The sequence below is a fragment of the Acidobacteriaceae bacterium genome, assembly GCA_028283655.1.
Lineage (GTDB): Bacteria > Acidobacteriota > Terriglobia > Terriglobales > Acidobacteriaceae > Granulicella.
The window spans coordinates 150,700-170,550 of record JAPWKE010000002.1 but is presented as its reverse complement, the minus strand read 5'-3'; the positions used below and the strand labels follow the sequence as shown (position 1 = coordinate 170,550).

Below are 19,851 nucleotides of genomic sequence, written 5' to 3'. Positions count from 1 at the left end.
AAGCGTATGAAGATTGCTGCGGTTGCCCTTTCGTTGAGCCTTGCTGTTCCCTTCACCGCAGCCACAGCGCAAACGCCCGCCGCGACAGCAACGCAAGCCAGCGGCGCACCCGTTACAGGCGCCGTCACGGGCGTATGGATCGGCGTGCTGTCTGGAGCAGGAATTCAGATTCATCTCGTCTTCCATATCGCCGGAACGCCGTCGGCGCTGACGACGACCTTCGACAGCCCGGACCAGGGTGCGACCGGCCTGCCCACGGCCTCTACGACGCTCGAAGGCGAGAAGATCACCATCGACGCGCCAAAGCCGGGCATTCGCTACACAGGCCGTTTCAACGCCGAGCACACCGTGATCGACGGGACGCTGACGCAGGGCGGCCAGGATCTGTCGCTGAAACTGCTTCCCGCGACGAAGGCCGAACTCACCGGGCCCAACCGCCCGCAGACGCCGAAGCCGCCCTTCCCCTATCGCGCCGAGGATGTCAGCTTCACGAACGCAACGGCCGGGGACACGCTGGCCGCGACGCTGACACTTCCGCCGGGCAAAGGCCCGTTTCCAGCGGTACTTCTGATCGCAGGCTCGGGGCCGCAGCATCGCGATGAAGAGATCTTTCACCACAAGCCCATGGCTTTGCTGGCAGATACGCTGACCCGACGAGGCTTCGCGGTTCTGCGCTACGACAAGCGCGGTACGGGCAAGTCCACCGGCGACTTCAGGAGCGCCACGACGCAGGACTTTGCCAGCGATGCCGATGCAGCCCTGGCGTATCTGCGCTCACGGCCGGAGATTGAGACGACGCACATCTCGCTGCTCGGTCATAGCGAAGGTGGCGTGATTGCGCCGATACTTGCGGCAGAGCATCCGCAGGAGATCAACGCGATCGTGCTCCTTGCGGGCCCCGGTTTGCAAGGCTCGGAGGTGATCTCCACGCAGGTCGAGGCAATCACCAGATCAGGCGGAGCCAACAAAGAGCAGGTGGATGCCGTAGGAGAAAAAGAACGCAAGATGCTGGCGATCGACATGAAGCCAGCAACCGCGGAGGCAAGGCGTGCGGCGCTGGAGGCAGTGCTGGCCGGACAAGGCGGGCCCGAGCAGATCGCCGGGGCGATCGCTCAGCTTACGTCGCCGTGGTTTCTGTACTACATCGCCTACGATCCCGCACCAACGCTGCGCCGCGTGCAGTGTCCAGTGCTCGCACTCGATGGCTCGCTGGATGCGCAGGTAGTTGCCGCGCCGAACCTCGCCGCAATTCGCGCAGCACTGCAGGCAGGTGGGAACCATCACGTCGAAGCCGTGGAGATGCCAGGATTGAACCACCTCTTTCAGCACGCCGAGAGCGGCTCGCCAACCGAGTACGCCACAATAGAGGAGACGATGTCTCCCGAGGTGCTCGCGAAGGTCAGCGATTGGCTGCTGGCTCAACCGCCTGTGCATGCAGCCGCGAAGTAAATCTTTCTCGGGCAAAGAACTTTGCGTTCGGCTCTTTCGTCTCGCGCCGAGGCCACACGAGTAACGCCTACAATCGAAGACGATGCTCTCTGCTGCTGCCCGTTCGCGTTTTATCGTCGTGCTTGTTGGAGCACGGAATCCGCATAATATCGGCGCGGCCGCGCGCGCAATGCAGGACTTTGGCTTCAGCGACCTGCGCGTGGTGAACGAGTTTGCTCCACCGTTCGAAGCTGCTCAGCTTGAGGCCAAATCGGCTGTCGGTGCGTCACACATCATGCAGGAAGCGCGACGCTTCAGCGATCTCCGCGAAGCCATCGCGGACTGCACGCTGATCGTGGGCACGACCGCTCTGGGCAATCGCGAACTGGCGTGCGAGGTGACGACGCTGCAGGCCACCGCCCCGAAGATGGTCGAAGCACTGGAGCATCCAGAGGCGAAAGTGGCGTTGCTCTTTGGGTCAGAGAAGACAGGCTTGACCAACGAACAGCTTGCCCACTGCCAGAGACTTCTGACCATTCCCTTGTTCGAGCCCGAAGGCGTTCGACATCTTTCGATGAACCTGGGGCAGTCTGTGGGCGTATGCCTGTATGAGCTGACGCGCGAGGGCTTTGAGCAGTCACGCGCGCTGCCAACGCACGCTCCCGCGCCCGCAACCGAGCAACATCGCGACCTCCTCTTCGAGCGGCTGCAAAGCCTGATGCAGGCTACGGGATACGATCAGCGCTTCCCTGCCAACGCACGGGAAACCGTTGTTCGTCACTTGGTGCAGCAGCTTGGCGAAAACCGCGATGAGGCGGCGACATGGCTAGGCCTGCTGCGGCACATCGAACGCAACGTGGCACCGAAGCAAGCCAAATAAAGCGAACGAGCTAATCCTTAGGCGAGGCCGAGGTGGGCTGTTCGTCGACGGTGCGAACGAGCGGGATGCCGTTCTGCCCGGACGGAATGTAGATCGTCGTATGGTTTGGCGAGTTCGCCATCTTCTCCTGCGCACCGATAGCTTCGTGCTGAAGGTAGCGATCGGTGAGCGTGGTGTTGATGATGCGCTGCGCTTCCGAGATGCCTTGCGCCTCAACGACGCGGATCTCGGCCTTTTGTTTTTCCACCTGGACAAGCTGCGCCGTCTGCTGGATCTTCAGTTCGTTGATCGCGATGATGTTGGTCTCGTCCTGACGTGCCTGATAGCGATGGTAGGCAGGCAGGATGACCATCGCTGCGGCGATGACGAGAACGAAGGCTGCAACGATCGAGGCAAGCGGAGCGAAGGATACGCGGGGGTTTGGGGACGGCATAAGTCTCCTCTTAGTTGTCGAAGCGATAGTCGAACTCGTAGGTATGAGCGCCCTTGGCGTCGATGATGATCTTCAGCGAACCACTGAGATTGGCAAGCTCCCCCGTGCCGCTATGCGGGACGACTGTAACGCTCAACTCGGCTGCCGCGGGATTGCTCTTCAGCATGGACGCTGTGTGCGAGAACAGGAAGCTGCCGCTCTTGCCACCAAGCTTGCCGGTGACACGTTCAAGAGCGACGTAGGCCATCGCGCCCGTCGTGGCTTCAGCCGCATGAAGCATCTCGCCCTGGCTTGTACCTTCCAAATCGCCGTGCCAGGTTTTGTCGATCGTCATCGCGCCAATCCCTGCGGCCTTGGGAATCTCAGGCGTATCGGCGGGAACAAGCTTGGCCTCAAAGCTACCTGCTGCATGATGCATCGTGTCGGTTCCCTTTCGCTGCGCATGGAGCGTACCCATGAGCAAGAGGACTCCTAGCAATAGAACTCCAGACACGGTGGTGATGAGGCGTTTGCGCATGCGCTCCACTTTACCTGATCGTGAAGTGTTCCATGCAAATAGCAAACGCCTCGCAGAGTCTGCGAGGCGTTTGTGGAGGTTAGAAGGAGTACTTTACCAGCGGCCCCAGGCACGGCTCATGTAATCCGTGAGGGTCATGGTGATCAGCACCAGGAAGATCACAAAACCGCAGCTGATAGTCATCTTGATCAAGCGTGAAGAGTACTTCACATGCATGAAGAAGAGCAGCACGATGATCATCTTGAAGGTGGCGATCGCCAACGCCACGACAGGGTTAAAGGCACCCATGTCAATGTAGGCAGCACCCACTGTGATTAAGGTGAAGATCAGCAGCGTCGCGTAGACCATGATGTACTGGACCGGCGAGACGATGTGATGTTCCGCGTGCTCCGGGTTGGTCACGTTCAGCGGATCGTTCTTTTCGCTATGGACGTCGCTGTGAATCGAATGAGACATAAAAGACCTCGAAAACTTGATTGCCGCTGGCTTACTTGAACGGGTGTCGGTTGATCAGATACAGCAACGGGAACAGGAAGAGCCAGACGATATCGACAAAGTGCCAGTAAAGGCCAAAGTTCTCAATCGGGGCAACGTACCCTGAAGTAAAGTCACCGCGTTGCGCGCGCCAGATGAGCCATACCAGCAGGAACAGGCCGATGATCATATGGAAAGCGTGCATTCCGGTCATGGCGAAGTACAGGAAGAAGAACACCTGTGTCTTCTGCGCCATATCCGGCATCAACGGCTCTTCGGTCGGCTTACCGGTCTTTGCATTGATCGGTGGGTTAACGAACTCCGAGATGTTGAAGCTGTTGCCGGGGATGTGATGCTTCTCATACTTCTCGTAGTACTCGTCGCTCTTCACGCCCAGAAAGGCGAGACCGAAGACGGCGGTGAGAACAAGCATGAGGACCAGCGTGCTCTTCTTGCGAACTTCAGCAGCCCACACGCCAAGAGCCATGAAGAAGCCCGAGGTGATGAGGATGGCCGTGTTAATCGCGCCAAGAGGAACGTTCAGCTGGTTGGAAGCAGCCGCAAACGCCGGGTAGTACCAGTTGCGGTAAAGCAGGTAGGCCATGAACATGCCACCGAAGAACATGATTTCGGTGAGCAGGAATAGCCACATACCGAAGCTGCCCGCCTCACGCTGCTGCTCCTCCGTCTCAAAGTGATGACGGAGTTGCGGCAGAGAGTGGTGCTCATCATGCTCATCGTGGACGGCATGTTCGCGGGGCATCAGCGGTTCAGTCGATGCGATGGAGTTCGCGTTAGCCAACGTGAGTCACCTCTTGCTTCTCAAGCTTCATTTTCTCTTCCAGCCACTCGTAGTCATACGCTTCGTGCGTGATGATCGGTGTTTCAAGGAAGTTTTCCGTGAGCGGCGGAGACTGAATCTGCCACTCGAGGCCAGTTGCCTGCCACGGATTGTTTCCAGCGATCGCACCGTACTTCAACGACCAGCCAAGGTACAGGATCGGCAGCATGTAGCCTACGCCGAGGATCGTTGCACCAGCCGTCGAGAGGACGTTGAGCACCTGGTACTCTGCCGGGTACGCGTGGTAACGGCGCGGCATACCGAGGTAGCCGACGACGAACTGCGGCAGGAAGGTCAGATTGAAACCGATGAAGGTAACAACGGCTGCAAGCTTCGAAAGCGACTCAGGGTACATACGACCCGTGAGCTTCGGCCACCAGAAGTGGATGCCCGCGAGGAACGCCATCAACATACCGCCGACCATGACGAAGTGGAAGTGGGCCACAACGAAGTAGGTCTCGGTGAGATGCACGTCCATGCCGAGTGAGCCGAGGAAGATGCCCGTCAAACCACCGATGGTGAAGAGGCCGATGAAACCGAACGCGTAGAGCATCGGGGTCTCGAAGGTGATCGAGCCCTTTTGCATGGTGAACGCCCAGTTGAAGATCTTGATAGCGGAAGGAACAGCCACAAGCATCGTCAGCAGGGAGAAGACCAGCGCCGAGTAGTTCGACACACCCATGATGAACATGTGGTGAGCCCAGACGAAGAAGCCGAAGAGCGCGATTGCGACCGAGGAGAAGGCCACAGCCGTGTAGCCGAAAACGCGCTTACGGGTGAACGTCGAGATCACTTCCGAGATAACGCCCATGCCGGGGAGAATCATGATGTACACGGCAGGGTGCGAGTAGAACCAGAAGAGATGCTGGAAGAGTAGCGGATCGCCGCCCTTTGCAGGGTCGAAGACACCGATACCGAAGAGACGCTCCAGTGCGAGCAACACGATCGCGATAGCGAGAACCGGCGTACCAAGCACCATCAGCAAAGAAGCAGCGTACTGCGACCAGCAGAAGAGCGGCATACGGAACCAGGTCATACCCGGAGCGCGCATACGGTGGATCGTCACGATGAAGTTCAGGCCCGTGAAGATGGAGCTGAAACCCGCGATGAAGATCGCCGTCGCCGTGGTGAGCACGTGCGTGTTCAGGTAGTGCGTCGAGAGCGGCGTGGTAAAGGTCCAACCGGTATCGACACCACCGAGCACAAGGCTGGCAAGGGTGAAGATGCCGCCGGCCATGTACAGGTACCAGCTCAGCAGGTTGATCTTCGGGAACGCAAGATCCTTCGCGCCAATCATGATCGGCAGCAGGAAGTTACCCAGCGTCGCCGGAACCGACGGAACCAGGAACAAGAAGATCATCACGATGCCGTGCATGGTGAAGAACTTATTGTAGGTGTCCGAAGCAACCAGATCGGGCTGCGGAGTCAGCAGTTCCAGACGGATCAGGCCAGCAAACGCACCACCAATGAAGAAGAAGAACGTGATCGAGAGCAGGTACAGCATACCGATGCGCTTATGATCAGCGGTCAGCAGCCAGCTCAGGAGTCCATGCTCGTTATTTAGATAGCTACGCTTAGGCATCTGCGCCGTAGCTTGATCAGGTAAAGAGACGATTGTGGTCGCGCTCATGGCTTCACCGTTCCTGCGTTGTGCCCGTGGTGGGCGTTGTCGGGGCAGCCTTATCACTATCAGACGTCATCAGAGTCTGATGAACCCGGTAATTGGACTGCATGTTCTTAATGTATTCCACCAGATCGATCAGACCGTCTTCGGAAACCTGTCCCTGGTATGTCGGCATGATGGGAGAGAAGCCAGCGGTAACATGCTCGCTCGGATTCAAAATCGCATCACGCAGGTATGCATCGTTTACCGTGACCTGTTGGCCGTTGGTGAGTGTGAGCTTGGAGCCGTAGACACCAGCGAGGTTCGGACCGCGCGAAGCTGCGTTGCCGCTGTGGCACTGGATGCAACCAAGCGAAGCGAAGAGACGCTCACCATTTTGCGCAAGGCTCATACCGGAGGTCGACTCAGAGAGCCACTTCTGGTAGTCCGCCGGGGTCATCGCTGTTACTTCGCCGATCATGCCCGAGTGGAGCGTTCCGCAGTACTGCGTGCAGAAGATGTGGAACTTGCCGGTCTGCGTAGCCTGGAACCAAACCGTCGTATAACGGCCCGGGATCACTTCGCGCTTGACGCGGAAGTCAGGAATCGAGAACGAGTGAAAAACGTCCTGCGAGATCATCGTGAGCTGTACGGGCTGGCCGATGGGGATATGCAGCGCGTTGATCTCGTGCTGCCCGCCCGGGTGCTCGGCCTTCCACATCCACTGCTTGCCGACAACATAGATGTTCATCGAGTTTGCAGGAGGGTTGTAGATGCGGAAATACAGCAGCGCACCCCACACAAACGTGACGAGGAAGATGGCCAGCGGGATGATGGTCCAGGTTGCTTCAAGCAACGTGGAGCCTTCAATCTGCACAGCTACAGGATGCTTCTCGCGACGGTACTTGAGCGAGAAGACAGTGACCAGCGCTCCGACCAGAACGACACCAAAGATGGTCATTCCAATCAGAAAGAAGTAGAGCGCGTCGGTGTATGGCGCAATGGTGGATGCCTCAGTCGGAAATAACGCTGAGCTGTGCAGCCAATTCACCAAAAATTGCCAAAGTACTGGACTAATTCCCATCGTTCGCCTTATCCATTCCGCCGTTTGTTTTCTTCATCGTCCGGTAGATCTTGATCCTGCTCGCGACCCAGTTTCAGGTCTCTGCGAAACATGACAAACATGAATCCACCTAAGCCAGCGACTGTCATCATGCCGCCCAGCTGGACCACTCGCGCCACTATGAGCGAGTGCTTGTTGATTGACGGGTCATAGTGGTAGCAGTACGTCAAAATGTTTGCTACCGGTGACCCGATCTTGTTGCCGCTGGCATCGATCAGCCCGAGCAGTATGTCCTTGGGCGAGTACTCCACGCCAAGGTAGTACTGGGCCAACTTGCCTTCCGGCGTTGCAATTTCGATAGAGCTTGCATGAGCAAACTGCGTCAGACGGCCATCCGGTCCGGGGACGCGGACATAACCAAAACCGATTGCCTTGGTCATGGCGTCGATCGCAGGTTTCTGTGCTGTCAGGAAGTGCCAGCCGTCTGCCGTCTCAGGATGACCGTACCGCTTGAGGTAGAACGCCTTCTTAGCCGCTGCCGTCTGAGGCGTTTCACTCGGGTCGATGGAAACGACCACGATCTGGAAGTCCTTCCCAGGAACCAGATGAACCATCTCAAGCGCTGCAGCCAAACCATCCAACTCTTCCGAGCAAAGCATCGGGCAGTTGTAATAGATCGTCGTGACAATCGCCGGGTGCTTACCGTCGAAGTACTGACCAAGCGTTACATCCTTGCCGTGATCGTCCACCATCTTGGCATCGAGCGGCAACTGACCATTCAGATGCTGCGTGACAGCGACCTTTTGCAGGATATTCGGAAGCTGGTCTCCACGGTTTTCCCCCATGGACTTATCAGCGTATCCCGTTACCTGCGCCGCAGCAGGAAGAACTAAAGCTGCCAGCATGAGCGCACCGAGGCCAGCGACAAGCTGTCGACCGATCCTCTTTCGAATTGTGCTCATGCTCAACATCTTTACTCTCCTGCCTGGTGGTACAGCTTGCTACGTTTACTTCTCTGCGTGCTCAAACTCAAGCCTCTGCTCGCGAGACTTGATGGTGTCCAGCTCGTAACCGGTACGGGCAAAGCCATCGGTCAAAGGAGCCTGAACGGTGTGGGGATCTTCTCCCACCATCAGCTTGTGCGGGCCCTGCATGTTGGCTGCCTTCGGCAATCCACGCTGCACGATCAACTGCATTGCACGGTCAATCGGGATGCGAACTGCGCCGGCGGGAAGATCCTTTGCCGACGAGTAGTTCTCGAGCAGCAGGTCCTCACGTGCGTGAAGGTCAGCCGTATCCTGGTTGCCGTCGTCGGTTTCAAGACGGGGACCAGGGAAGGATTTAGCTACGGTAGCAAGCTGTTCCTGCTCCATCGTTGCGTTTGCCTTCAGGTTCTCGCGCTTCTCACCGGCTGGCGTCTCGCCCATGTTGCCGTGCGACTGGTGCCACTTGTCGCGAGGGCCGTCCTGCTTCTGCAGAGCGTAGTTGATCGCCTTGCCCATGAAGAAGCAGAAGATGAAGAAGACGAAGATGAAGCCCGCCATGCCGGCGATGAATGTTGCAATGCCGCTGACGTTGACGTCCTGAGTTTCGTAGCCGGGGTGGTCGGAATCGCGGACATAAGGGTCCTGCGGATGAGCGACCACTCCTTCCGGCTTGCCTGCGTCGTGTCCTTCGTGTCCTTTAGTGGGCATGTTCCGGCTCCAACAGTTCTTCCGTATGCGGATCGTTCAAGTTCAACAGAGGGCGCTGCATAAGATTGGTGAGGTACAGCGTCATCCAGATTGCCAGCATGCCGACGGGGACGGTGACGTAGGCGAGGATGCCCAGGTTACCGGCCAGACGAAGGTGCTCAGCCTGGTCCTTGAAGGACGGGCAGATCAGCCAGAAAATGTCTACCAGGCGAGCCGTGAGCATGATGATGCAAACCCACTTCAGCTTGCCCTTATTGCGCTTGATGTCGCGACCTAGCAGCAGGCAGAACGGGATGACCCAGTGCAGGATGACATCTGCCGTGCAGATCGTCCACCAGCCGCCATGAATGCGCTTCAGGTAGTAGTACAACTCGTCGGGGATGTTGCCCGACCAGATGATCAGGAACTCGGCGAACGTGAGGTAGATGTTCAGCATGGTGAACGCAAACATCAGCTTGGCGATGTCATGCTGTTCGGTCATGCGGAAGAGCGTCTTGATCGGCTCGTACTTCGAAAGCAGGAGCAGCGTAAGAACTGCGACGGCGAGGACCGCGTAGCCCTGAGCCACAAGAAACTGCAGACCAAAGACTGAGGAAGCCCAGATCAGATCAAGCGACTTGACCCAGACGATCACGAAGTCCGTCATCAGAATGACGTAGAGCAGGATCGAGGGACCGGAAAGGTTTTCGAACTTGATGCGCCAGCGCTTGTAGCTTGCGGGGGTACCAGCCTGGGGGTCGGCATCGCGATCAATCGACCACTTGTTGAGCAGGAAGATTACGAGGCCCATGAAGCCGAGCACAATAACCGTCTGCACGATAGCCGACGTGCGTGCCAGCATGACATGACGGTAGTTGAGGTCGAGGTGCTCTTCCTGCGTAATCCAGCCGTTGTGCCAGGCATTCATCGAGGCCTGAGGTGTGGTGTACATCGCCCACAGGTACAGGTGCTTCATGAAGAACATGATGGGCAGGATCATGACCGCGATCAACCACCAGGTGCGGGTCATGGCCTCGAGCGGACGGCGCAGGATGTGGCCCCACTTACCGCCGGAGACGTACTGCACCATCAGGAAAGCCATTGCGCCGCCAAGCAGGTTGAAGCAGAGCATAAAGCCCGCCAGGTAGGCGCGGAGGAGGTGCATGCGCTGCCCAGGCAGCACAAGGAAGACCAGCGAGGCCAGCGTAAAGACCGCAGCAACGATCGCTGCGCGCGTGCGCCAGGCGGCGACCACCGGCGGCGCCGTCAGCGTTGCCGGCAAGGCACGCGGGCCGTGGTGTTGCGCTTCGTGATGTCCGAGTTCATGAGCCATGCGTCGTCGTCGCTTTCTGTTTCAGCTTCTCAGCGTTCAAATCCAATCCCAAAACCGGAGGCAGCTTACTTTGCTGCGCCCGTTGCCGGAGCCGTAGCTTCAGCGGGGGCAGCTTTTGCCGTTCCCTGCCCCGGAATACCGTTGTCTTGACCGTTCGGCGTACCGTACACCGCAGTCTTCGGCAGCTCCCAGCTATCCGCAAACCCCGGAGGCATCCCCTGTTCCTTGGCGAGTTCATGCAGATCCTGCACGTGCTCTCCTGCCGGAACGTCCGAAGGCTTGGCATCCTGACTCAACTGCAGCGCGCGGATGTAGGCTGCAATCGCCCAACGATCCTGCACCGAAACCTGTGCGGCGTAATCAGGCATTGCGCCGTAACCGTTCGTCATGACAGCGAAGAAGTGGCCGAGCGGAGCGTTCCGCATACGGTCGGTGTGAAAATCACCTGCCGGGCGGTAGCCACGCTGAACGATCATGCCTTCACCGTTACCAACACGCGAGTGGCACGGCGTGCAGTACACGTTGTAACGCTCCTGACCGCGCGCAATCGTCTGCGGGGTGAGCGGAATCGGCAGGCCGTCGCCTTCCTTGCCATCGATCAAACCGGTAGCAAAGTACGAATCGTGCAACTCATCGCGACCGACGGTGTTTTCCACCTGCGGGCGGGCCGAGCGGCCGTCAGCGTAGAAGCTCGTTCCGCGCTGCGGAAAGAACTTCGGCTGATCGTGCATGTCCTGGCGGCAGCCAGCGAGCGCGAGGATCGCGGTCATTGCCACCAGAGCCGTTGCTGGGCGGGTTACCTGCATTGCGTCTCCCTGTTTCCCTCTTGCCTGCATTACAGATCTACCTCCACCACCGAAACCGGCGAGAAGCTCTCGAGGAACTCACGCGTTGCGGTTGGAGAAAACTTCGGATCGTAGGCTTCCAGGCAGAGAAAGAACTTATCGTTCAGTGCACCGCTGCGGAAGTTCGGAGCGTTGAAGAGCGGGTGGTACAGCTGCGGAAGACCGCACTGTGCCAGCATTCCAAACGCGGTCGAAAGCCCCGCGAAGAGAATCGTCCACTCATACCCCGGGATAACAAACGCGGGCCACGAGAACAGCGGACGACCTGCGATGTTGAGCGGATAAGCCCAGACGTTCAGCCACACTTCAAGGCCGTAGCCGGTGAGCAAACCCATGATGCCGCCGATGAGGCACATCAAGGGAACTCGATTCTTGTGGAAACCCAGCGCTTCTGCGGCTTCTTCCACCGGATAGGGCGTGTAGCACTCCATCCGGCTGTAGCCTTCGCGGGTGGCCATTTCCGTAGCATGCACGAGCTCACTCGGAGTGTTGAACTCGGCGATCATACCGTAGATACCTTCTTTGACTGGCATGGCTAGATCGTCTCCTCAACAACAGTCTCTGCGTTCGTGCCGCCATGATTCACCTTGGTCTGCGGCAGAATCATCTTGATTTCCGACATCGGGATCATCGGAGCGATGCGGGCAAAGAGCAGGAACAGAACCGTGAACATACCCCATGTGCCGATGAAGAGGATGTAATCCCACTTCGTCGCGCGGTACGTACCCCAGCTGGAGGGCAGGTAGTCGCGGTACAGCGTGGTGACAACGATCACGAAGCGCTCGAACCACATACCGATGTTCACGATGAAGCTGAGAATGAACAGGTACAGCACGTTGGTACGAAGCTTACGCGACCAGAGCGTCGTCAGCGGGATAGCGATGTTCGTCAGGATGAGCATCCAGTACGCCCAGCCAATCGGCCCGAACATACGGTTCCACATCATGAAGAACTCCCAGTGCGATGCCGAGTACCAGCTCATGAAGACTTCCATGCCGTAGCCGTAGGCGACGATGGAACCCGTCGCCAGCATGACCTTCGCCATGTTGTCGAGGTGACGCTCGGTGACGAGGTCTTCGAGGTGGTAGAACTTGCGGATCGGGATGGCCAGGGTGAGCACCATCGCGAAACCGGAGTACACAGCGCCGGCTACGAAGTAGGGCGGGAAGATCGTGGTGTGCCAGCCAGCCATCGCAGCGACCGCAAAGTCGAAGGAGATGGTGGTGTGCACCGAGAGCACCAGTGGCGTCGACAGGCCAGCGAGCAGCAGCGAAGCCGTCTCATACCGGATCCAGTGGCGGGTGGAACCGCGCCAGCCGAGCGACAGCATGCCGTAGAAGTACTTGGCGATCGGGTTCACTGCGCGGTCACGAAGCGTGCCAAAGTCAGGAACCATACCGATGTACCAGAACACTACCGAGATCGTCGCGTAGGTGGAAACCGCGAAGACGTCCCATGCCAGCGGCGAGCGGAACTGCGGCCACATGTTCATGGTGTTCGGATACGGCAGCAGCCAGTAACCCAGCCAGGGACGACCGACGTGCAGCAGCGGGTAGATACCAGCGCAGCATACGGCGAAGATCGTCATCGCTTCCGCGAATCGGTTGATCGAGTTACGCCAGGTCTGCTTGAAGAGCAGCAGAATCGCCGAGATCAGCGTACCGGCGTGGCCGATACCGATCCACCAAACGAAGTTGATGATCGCGAAGCCCCAGGCAACGGGCATCGTGATGCCCCAGATGCCGACACCCTTGAGCACCAGCCACGTCACGCCGGCAACAACACCCAGCGCGATGGTAGCGGCAAAGAGCAGGCCGCCGATCCAAGCGATCGGGGTGTTCGCCGTCAGAACGATGCCCGCGATCTTCTGCGTTACGCTCGTGAAGTTGTGGCCGGGCGCGACGACGGCATATTCGCCGGTTCGCGGATCGACCATGTCTGGATCGTGCAGCGGTCCGTGGGTCGCCATACTAAGCAAGCTCCGGGTTCGGGTTGATGACGCCGGCCGTGTAGGTCGTGCGCGGGCGGAAGTTCAAATCCGCCAGCACCGCATAGTTGCGTTCGCTGCTCTTACGCTTGGCGACGCGGCTATTCGGGTCGTTCAGGTTGCCGAAGATGATAGCGTCGGTCGGGCAGGCCTGCTGGCAGGCTGTCAGAATCTCGCCGTCTTCGATAGCACGGTTTGCCTTGTCGGCTTCGATCTTTACAGCTTCAACGCGCTGGATGCAGTAGGAGCACTTTTCCATCACGCCGCGCGAGCGGACCGAAACATCCGGGTTGCGCATGAACTTGAGGCTTTCGGTATCGAAGTCAGAGAACAGCAGCCAGTTGTAACGGCGAACCTTGTACGGGCAGTTGTTCGAGCAGTAGCGGGTACCGACGCAACGGTTATAAACCATCGTGTTGATGCCTTCCGGCGTGTGCACCGTAGCGCCTACCGGGCAGACCTGTTCGCAACCTGCGTTTTCGCAGTGCTGGCAGGTCATCGGCTGCATGAACGCCTTGGGAGCGTGCAGGTCGCCTTCGAAGTAGGTATCGATACGCAGCCACTGCATGTTGCGGCCGACCTTGACCTGCTCGCGACCAACGACCGGAATGTTGTTCTCGGCGTAGCAGCTCACGATGCAGGCGTTGCAGCCGACACAGGAGTTGAGGTCGATCGACATGCCCCACTTGTACTGGAGCTGGTAGCCCTTGCCGATCGGCTGTTTGCGATCGTAGCGCCACGCATCCGGGAAGAAGCTGTCCGAGTGTTCCGGATCTTCGCCTTCGGGGTTGTAGCCAACCTTATCGACAGTCGTGAGGCCGGAAGCGACCGAGTGATGCGCGTAGGTCGCGTCCTTCTCTGCCTCTTCAAGCGTCGCATAGCGGATGATGCCGCGCTCGTTGGCTTCGTGTCCGGCCAGCGAGAACGTACCCTGCGTGTCAAATTGCTTGTGTTCGAGGTCCTGCTGTGCGAACTTGCCGCGGTGCTCAATGTTGTGCACCTTGGTGACGCAGAGATCGTAGATGCCTGCAGTCTTGGTCAGCTTGAGATCGGCAGCCGAGTGAGCCGCAGCGTCGGTACGCAGGTAGTAGGAGTCGAAGCCGACACCCGCACCCACACGACCAGCCTCTGCACGGCGGCCGAAGCCGAGGTGCACAGTGATCGTCTCCGGCGCGTGGCCGGGAACCATGAGAACGCCTGCGATAATCTTGCGGCCGTTGGACTCGAGTTCCACCGCCATGTTCTCTTCGACGCCGTACTTTTCCATCGTCGAGAGCGACATCAGCGCAGCGTTGTCCCAGCTCAGGTTCGTGACCTGCTTGGGCAGCTCCTGCAGCCAGCCGTTATTGGCATAGCGACCGTCATAGAGCGAAGGATCGGTGAGGAAGCGGAGTTCGAGGTCGCCCGCAGGCAGCTTGGTAGCTGCAACCGTCTTGACGACGCCAACCTGAGTTCCTGCAGTTCCCTCGACCCAGCCATCATGCAGCGACTTCTTCCATGCGGTAGCGAAGTCACCCTTGATGTACGTCTTGGCCGTAGCGACGACTGCGTCGTAGGCGGACATCGACGGATCGAGCAAAACCTGGAAGATATCGTGCGTGGTCAAACCGCCGTAAAGCGGAGCGATCATCGGCTGAATGATGCTGATCGTGCCGTCATAGGCACGGGCATCGGACCAGCTCTCCAGGAAGTGCGCCTGGTTGACGTGCCACACCGAGTAGAAGCCCGTTTCATCGAGGTGCGAACCAAGGTGAGCCGTGTTCGGAATTTTGTCGAAAGCCGTGGCGAACTCGAGGTCCTTCGGAGCGTTGTACATGGGGTTGACGCCCATAGCAACGAGCCACTGAACCTTGCCCGCGTTCGCGTCAGCGACGAGGGTCTTGAGGTCGATCGTGCCGGCCGGAACCTCGGAGATCGAGGAGCCGTACACCACCGTGGTGCCGACAGCACCAATCTGCTGGTTCAGCGTCTTCGCTGCAGCCTGGCAGACCGCGCTGGACTGAGGACCAGCGATCACAACAGCCTTCGAACCAGCCTTCTTCAGGTCGGCAAGAACAGCAGCCACAAACTTCTGCGACTCGGCGTCCGAGGGAGCAGCGCCACCAGCCAGAGCGGAGGCGAGAACATCCACATCCGACGGCTTGAGAGCGATACGATGGTCTGCCTTGAAACCGGTCACCGTCGGCATCGTTTCGACGACGTAGGTGCGGTTCATGCCCTTGCCTTCTTCGTAGCGGTGCTTTTCAGCCCATGCTGCGGAGAGAGGAAGGAAGCCAGGGAACGCGATACCGCCGAGGAAGTCAGCGTCGAGCGAGAGGATCACATCGGCTGCTTCGAGCTTGTACTGCGCGTCGAGAGCAAACGTCGAGTCACCGATAGCCGGGTCATAGACCGCAAGCTTGGCGTTCGGGTACTTCGCCGATACCTGCTTCCACTGAGCTGCCAGCGTCGGCGAGGTAAACGTCTCGGTCAGGAAGTAAACGCCCTGTCCGCCGGAAGTTGCCGCGACAGCCTTGGCAAACTCTTCCTGGAAAGCGCCCCACGACGAGCTGGCGCCGCGGAACTTTACTTCACGCGAACGGTCAGGATCGTACATGTCGAGCAGCGAGGCCTGCGTGTACGCATCGGTCTTGCCCTTCGACATCGGGTGCTCGGGGTTACCGTCGAGCTTGATGGGACGGAACGCATCCGACTTCACCAGGACCGGAACTGCACCGGTTGGGAAGGGGTGCGCGCTGGCAAAGTACATCGGCTTGCCGAGGACGAGGTCTTCCGGCTGCTTGATGTAGGGGAAGATCTGCTCGTCGGGCTGCTTGGTGCAACCGGCGAGACCAGCGAGCGCGAAGCTCGCACCCATCACCTTCAGGAAGCCGCGGCGGGAGACAGAGTCTACCCACTCCCCAGCGCCTGCCTGGCGCGGGAACTCTTCCTGCATCAGCTCCTGAAACTCCGGCGTATCCGCCAACTCATCCAGGTTCTTCCAGAAGCGCTTGCCGCGCTGTCCGTCAAGCTTGGCGCGCACTTCCGCGAGCGTCATCTTGTTGGCTGGCGTAATGTGCGTTACCACTGTAGCTTTGTTCATTCCGTCGCTCATCGGTGGCACACCTCGCAGCTCGAAAGCTCGTTCGCTGTGCGGATGTGGTACTTGTCCATCAGGTAGTGGCCAAGGTCAATCTGGTTGGTGAACTTCTGATAGCTGGCCGGCAGCGCGAGCTGCGGTGCATCGGAGAAGGTCTCGCCAACACCAGTCTCAGGGATGGGATTGGTGTTTCCGCCAATGATCGGAGAACCTGCCGTCTTCTGCAGCATCGCGATCTCGGGGTTTTTACCAACCGCCGGGTCGTTGGTCACGCAGTTGACTGCGCCAGCCGTGGGACCCGCCTTGCCGGTCGTGGTGCACCAAACTGGATTGGAGCTCGAAGGACCAGCCCACGCCATGTTGTAGATCTCGCTGGTGGGGCGAAGGTTCTTGGCCGGGTTACGGTGGCAGTTCAAGCACCACTCCATCTGGAGCGTGTTCTCTTCGTACATCAACGGCATTTCATCCACTCGGCCGTGGCAGCTTGCGCAGCCGATGCCCTTGTTCACGTGGATTTCGTGGTTGAAGTAAACATAGTCCGGAAGATCGTGGACGCGAATCCACTTGATCGACTCGCCGGTTGCCCAGCTATGACGAACCGGCTCAAGGAGCTCGGCGTTTGTCCAAATCTCCGAGTGGCAGTTCATGCACGTCTTCGTCGGAGGAATGCCCGCATAGGAGCTCTTCTCTACCGACGTGTGGCAGTACTGACACTGGAGCCCAAGCCCCTCTACGTGGTGCTTGTGGCTGAACGGGACGGGCTGGTCGGCCCTCTGACCTTGACGCGTCACCCAGGGGGAGCGCTGCAACTGGTCGAGTGCCACACCGAGCGCGATGACGATCAAGCCCGTCAACACCAGGCTCGCGCGAGCCAGTGCGTTCGAACTGCGGTCAAAAACTTGCGCCATGAGTGCGTTCCTGCTTCCTCTTCGAAAACCTGAATCAAAAGGGTTGGGCCGTACAGAACTCTTACCGACCCAAGAAAAACATGCTTTTGAGAACTTGAGTATAGCAGTCACAAAACGCCGCTTTGAGTGATCGGCGTCACTGCAGTGCGATACTCGCGCCGTCATAAAACCTTGAATGTATTCTCTGCGAACGCGCAGTCTCGCGGTGTGCGTAGAGGTACAGGTTTTATGCGGCTATGAACCTTGTTCTCCCATTTTGCTACCGCAAAACGGTGACGTAAATTCCGTCCAAATTAGTCCGAATTAGAAACCGAATAAATCCGCACTAATTCACCTCACTTTTATCTAAGTTCACGACGCGTCCGTTCGCTCTTGCCGATGCTTCAGCCGGAGCAGCTATCCTCAAGAGAAGGCTTACGATGTTTGCACCCCACCTACAGACCGAACTTCCAGGAACCATCGGCTTTGGCCCGCTGCGTTTCCCCCTCTTTGCTCTCTTTGCCACGGCAGGCTTGATCGCCGGGCTGGCGGGCTCCCAACGCTCTGCTCCACTGGCCGGGGTGGACCGCAATCGCTTGTGGGATGCGGGCGTCTTTGCCGTCGCGGCAGCGTTTGTGATCTCCCGCCTCCTGCTGGTCCTGGGACATCTGGACATCTTTCGTGCGGTACCTATGTTGGTACTGCAACTGCCTTCCATCACCTATAGCGGACTGCTGCTGACAGCGGCCGCAACGCTGCTCTGGCTGCGCTGGAAGCGTGTTCCGCTGCTTCGCGCACTCGATGCGTGGGCCCCGTGCGTGGCTTTGGGCTGTGCATTCTTGAGCGTGGGACACTTCTTCGAAGGCACGGAGGGCGGAATGCCAACCACCCTACCCTGGGGCATTGTGGCAACAGGCGACACGATGCTGGGCCATACGCATCCGGTGCAACTCTATGCCGCTGCAGGCGCTTTGCTGCTGTTAGGGCTGCTTTGGGGGCGCCTGAAGCTGCCCCGCTCGCACGCAGGATCCGTGGCCGCGCTGGGGTTGTTGCTCGGGAGTACGGGAAGTTTTCTGCTTGGCTTTTTCCGTCAGCCAGCATCACAGGAGTTAACACTGCCGCTCGACCCGGGGCAGTTTTTCGCGCTGACTGGAGCGCTGGTGGGGGTCGCGCTGTGGTTCTGGACCGCGCGCACGAACCCTTCCGCCAACGGGCGTTTGCCCGGCCACCAGAGATATCAGGAGTTCGACCATGCCAAGTAAGAACATGCTGCCGAAGGGCAAGCGTCGCAAATCAGTAAAAGCCGAGTACCGTAAAGTCCGCACGCAGGTGGAGGACGAAAAGGTCCGCCGGGCGGAAGAGAATCCTTTCGCCGACATGGTCGCGGAAGACGATGCAGGCGCAGGCGAAGACTACTACGACGTAGACGAGATGATGGAGGCCGCAAAGGCCCCGGTCGATCCGTCGAACCCGTACCTGATCATCACCAACCCGATCGGTACGCGCAACGAGATTCAGTCAGAAGACGGGCGCCGCTACGAGGGGCTGAAGCTGTTGGAGAGCGATCGCGAAGCCATTCCCGTGCTCGACGAACTAGAAGCAGAAGACGGCGTGCGCTCGCTGAAGGCCCCGGCCGTGGCCGAAGGAATGCGCCTCGATGCCTATCTGGCAAAGGCGCTGCCGGATGTGTCGCGCGGGCGGGTGCAGTTGCTGATCGAAAACGGCCAGGTGCAGATGGATGGCGTGATCGCAAAGGCCAAGACGAAGCTCAAGGGCGGCGAGCAGATCGAGATTGAAGGGGAGCCTCAGCTTGAGCCGTTGCGGGCGGAGCCGGAGAATATTCCGCTGCGCGTGGTCTTTGAAGACGATGATCTGGCGGTGATCGATAAGCCTGCCGCGATGACTGTTCATGCGGGTTCGGGCTCGGTGGAGCACAATCGCGGAACGCTGGTAAATGCCCTGCTGTATCACTTTGGCGAGCAGGCCCTGGCGAACTCGGGGGACCCGGTGCGGCCGGGAATTGTGCATCGTCTGGACAAGGAGACGAGCGGGTTGATCGTGGTCGCAAAAAACGATTCAACGCACCGCAAGTTGAGCGAAATGTTCGCGACGCGCGACCTGCGGAAGGTGTATCTCGCGCTGGCGCATGGACACCTCCGCGAGGACGCTGGCACTGTCGATTTGCCGATTTCACGCGATTTGCATCGTCGAATTCGCATGACCACGAAGCGTCCCGGAGGACGCACGGCGCGAACGAATTATCGCGTTTTGAAACGTTTCGAGAGCGAGTACGGAAAGTTCACGTTTGTCGAACTGCACATCGAAACGGGACGGACGCACCAGATCCGTGTCCACCTGCAGGCGCTGGGGCATCCGGTCGTGGGCGACCCGACGTATGGCGCTCCTCACGCGCTGAAGCCGGCGAACCCTTCCCTGCCGGTGATTGAGCCGGAGCGGCATTTTCTTCATGCGGCGGAGTTGGATTTCGTGCATCCGCAGACAGGGGAAGAGATGGAACTGCGAGCAGAGTTGCCGGTAGAGTTGACGGCGTTGCTGGAAGAGTTGCAGGGGTAGAAGAGGGTGTAGGGCGTAGGGTTTAGGGTTTAGAAAGCGGGCGATGGCGAAAGCTGTCGCCCGCTTTTCGTGGCTGGGCCGGGGCTAAAGCCCCCTTTGTGGCCGTGGTGGGACGGTGGGCTGAAGCCCACCTCTACTCCAACAGCAACAGCAACAGCAACGGATTAACGCTAAGGGCGCAAAGTTTGGGCGCGAAGTTCGCGAAGGGATGTAGTGGCTCGCGGGTATGGGTGG

The 19,851-nt window shown here is 58.9% G+C and carries 18 protein-coding genes; 4 read left to right on the top strand and 14 right to left on the bottom strand.

Features of this window, described 5'->3' with window-relative positions; all coding sequences use genetic code 11:
• The first annotated feature begins 6 nt into the window (after positions 1-6).
• Both PW792_02315 and PW792_02310 read left to right on the top strand, forming a co-directional pair.
• Positions 7-1,449 carry an alpha/beta fold hydrolase gene (locus PW792_02315; protein ID MDE1160761.1) on the top strand — a complete coding sequence of 481 codons (1,443 nt, stop codon included), beginning with the start codon at positions 7-9 and terminating at the stop codon, positions 1,447-1,449.
• A gap of 82 nt (positions 1,450-1,531) precedes the next feature.
• Positions 1,532-2,308, top strand: a complete 777-nt coding sequence (locus tag PW792_02310) for a TrmH family RNA methyltransferase (protein ID MDE1160760.1) — start codon at positions 1,532-1,534, stop codon at positions 2,306-2,308.
• 10 nt (positions 2,309-2,318) lie between these two features.
• Here PW792_02310 and PW792_02305 read toward each other — a convergent pair whose 3' ends face one another.
• From PW792_02305 to PW792_02240, 14 genes are all read right to left on the bottom strand, one after another.
• A complete protein-coding gene (locus PW792_02305) occupies positions 2,319-2,741 on the bottom strand; it encodes a hypothetical protein (GenBank protein MDE1160759.1) in 423 nt (140 codons plus the stop codon).
• A 10-nt stretch (positions 2,742-2,751) separates the two neighbouring features.
• The gene (locus tag PW792_02300; GenBank protein ID MDE1160758.1) at positions 2,752-3,198 is read right to left on the bottom strand and encodes a DUF3224 domain-containing protein; all 447 of its coding nucleotides are present in this window, start codon (positions 3,196-3,198) and stop codon (positions 2,752-2,754) included.
• Positions 3,199-3,351: 153 nt separating this feature from the next.
• Positions 3,352-3,714, bottom strand: a complete 363-nt coding sequence (locus tag PW792_02295) for a cytochrome C oxidase subunit IV family protein (GenBank protein MDE1160757.1) — start codon at positions 3,712-3,714, stop codon at positions 3,352-3,354.
• A gap of 31 nt (positions 3,715-3,745) precedes the next feature.
• Positions 3,746-4,495, bottom strand: coding sequence for a cytochrome c oxidase subunit 3 family protein (locus tag PW792_02290; protein MDE1160756.1), 750 nt, complete (start codon positions 4,493-4,495; stop codon positions 3,746-3,748).
• Between the two features lie 31 nt (positions 4,496-4,526).
• Positions 4,527-6,203, bottom strand: a complete 1,677-nt coding sequence (gene ctaD / locus PW792_02285) for a cytochrome c oxidase subunit I (protein ID MDE1160755.1) — start codon at positions 6,201-6,203, stop codon at positions 4,527-4,529.
• 4 nt (positions 6,204-6,207) lie between these two features.
• On the bottom strand, positions 6,208-7,260 hold the full coding sequence (coxB, locus tag PW792_02280) for a cytochrome c oxidase subunit II (protein MDE1160754.1): 1,053 nt from the start codon (positions 7,258-7,260) through the stop codon (positions 6,208-6,210).
• A gap of 8 nt (positions 7,261-7,268) precedes the next feature.
• On the bottom strand, positions 7,269-8,144 hold the full coding sequence (locus PW792_02275; protein MDE1160753.1) for an SCO family protein: 876 nt from the start codon (positions 8,142-8,144) through the stop codon (positions 7,269-7,271).
• A gap of 102 nt (positions 8,145-8,246) precedes the next feature.
• On the bottom strand, positions 8,247-8,933 hold the full coding sequence (locus PW792_02270) for a hypothetical protein (GenBank protein MDE1160752.1): 687 nt from the start codon (positions 8,931-8,933) through the stop codon (positions 8,247-8,249).
• Positions 8,923-10,245 carry a hypothetical protein gene (locus tag PW792_02265; GenBank protein MDE1160751.1) on the bottom strand — a complete coding sequence of 441 codons (1,323 nt, stop codon included), beginning with the start codon at positions 10,243-10,245 and terminating at the stop codon, positions 8,923-8,925. The genes PW792_02270 and PW792_02265 overlap by 11 nt, the downstream gene beginning before the upstream one ends.
• 65 nt (positions 10,246-10,310) lie before the next feature.
• Positions 10,311-11,051: a cytochrome c gene (locus PW792_02260; GenBank protein ID MDE1160750.1), complete on the bottom strand. Its 741-nt coding sequence runs from the start codon at positions 11,049-11,051 to the stop codon at positions 10,311-10,313.
• Between the two features lie 29 nt (positions 11,052-11,080).
• On the bottom strand, positions 11,081-11,623 hold the full coding sequence (locus PW792_02255) for a DUF3341 domain-containing protein (GenBank protein MDE1160749.1): 543 nt from the start codon (positions 11,621-11,623) through the stop codon (positions 11,081-11,083).
• A 2-nt stretch (positions 11,624-11,625) separates the two neighbouring features.
• On the bottom strand, positions 11,626-13,059 hold the full coding sequence (nrfD, locus tag PW792_02250) for a polysulfide reductase NrfD (GenBank protein MDE1160748.1): 1,434 nt from the start codon (positions 13,057-13,059) through the stop codon (positions 11,626-11,628).
• A 1-nt stretch (position 13,060) separates the two neighbouring features.
• On the bottom strand, positions 13,061-16,171 hold the full coding sequence (locus PW792_02245; protein MDE1160747.1) for a TAT-variant-translocated molybdopterin oxidoreductase: 3,111 nt from the start codon (positions 16,169-16,171) through the stop codon (positions 13,061-13,063).
• On the bottom strand, positions 16,168-17,064 hold the full coding sequence (locus PW792_02240; protein ID MDE1160746.1) for a cytochrome c3 family protein: 897 nt from the start codon (positions 17,062-17,064) through the stop codon (positions 16,168-16,170). Before PW792_02240 ends, PW792_02245 begins: the two co-directional genes overlap by 4 nt.
• Positions 17,065-17,483: 419 nt before the next feature.
• Here PW792_02240 and PW792_02235 point away from each other — a divergent pair, with 419 nt between their 5' ends.
• Positions 17,484-18,305, top strand: a complete 822-nt coding sequence (locus tag PW792_02235) for a prolipoprotein diacylglyceryl transferase (GenBank protein MDE1160745.1) — start codon at positions 17,484-17,486, stop codon at positions 18,303-18,305.
• A complete protein-coding gene (locus PW792_02230) occupies positions 18,295-19,617 on the top strand; it encodes an RluA family pseudouridine synthase (GenBank protein MDE1160744.1) in 1,323 nt (440 codons plus the stop codon). Before PW792_02235 ends, PW792_02230 begins: the two co-directional genes overlap by 11 nt.
• Positions 19,618-19,851 lie beyond the last annotated feature (234 nt).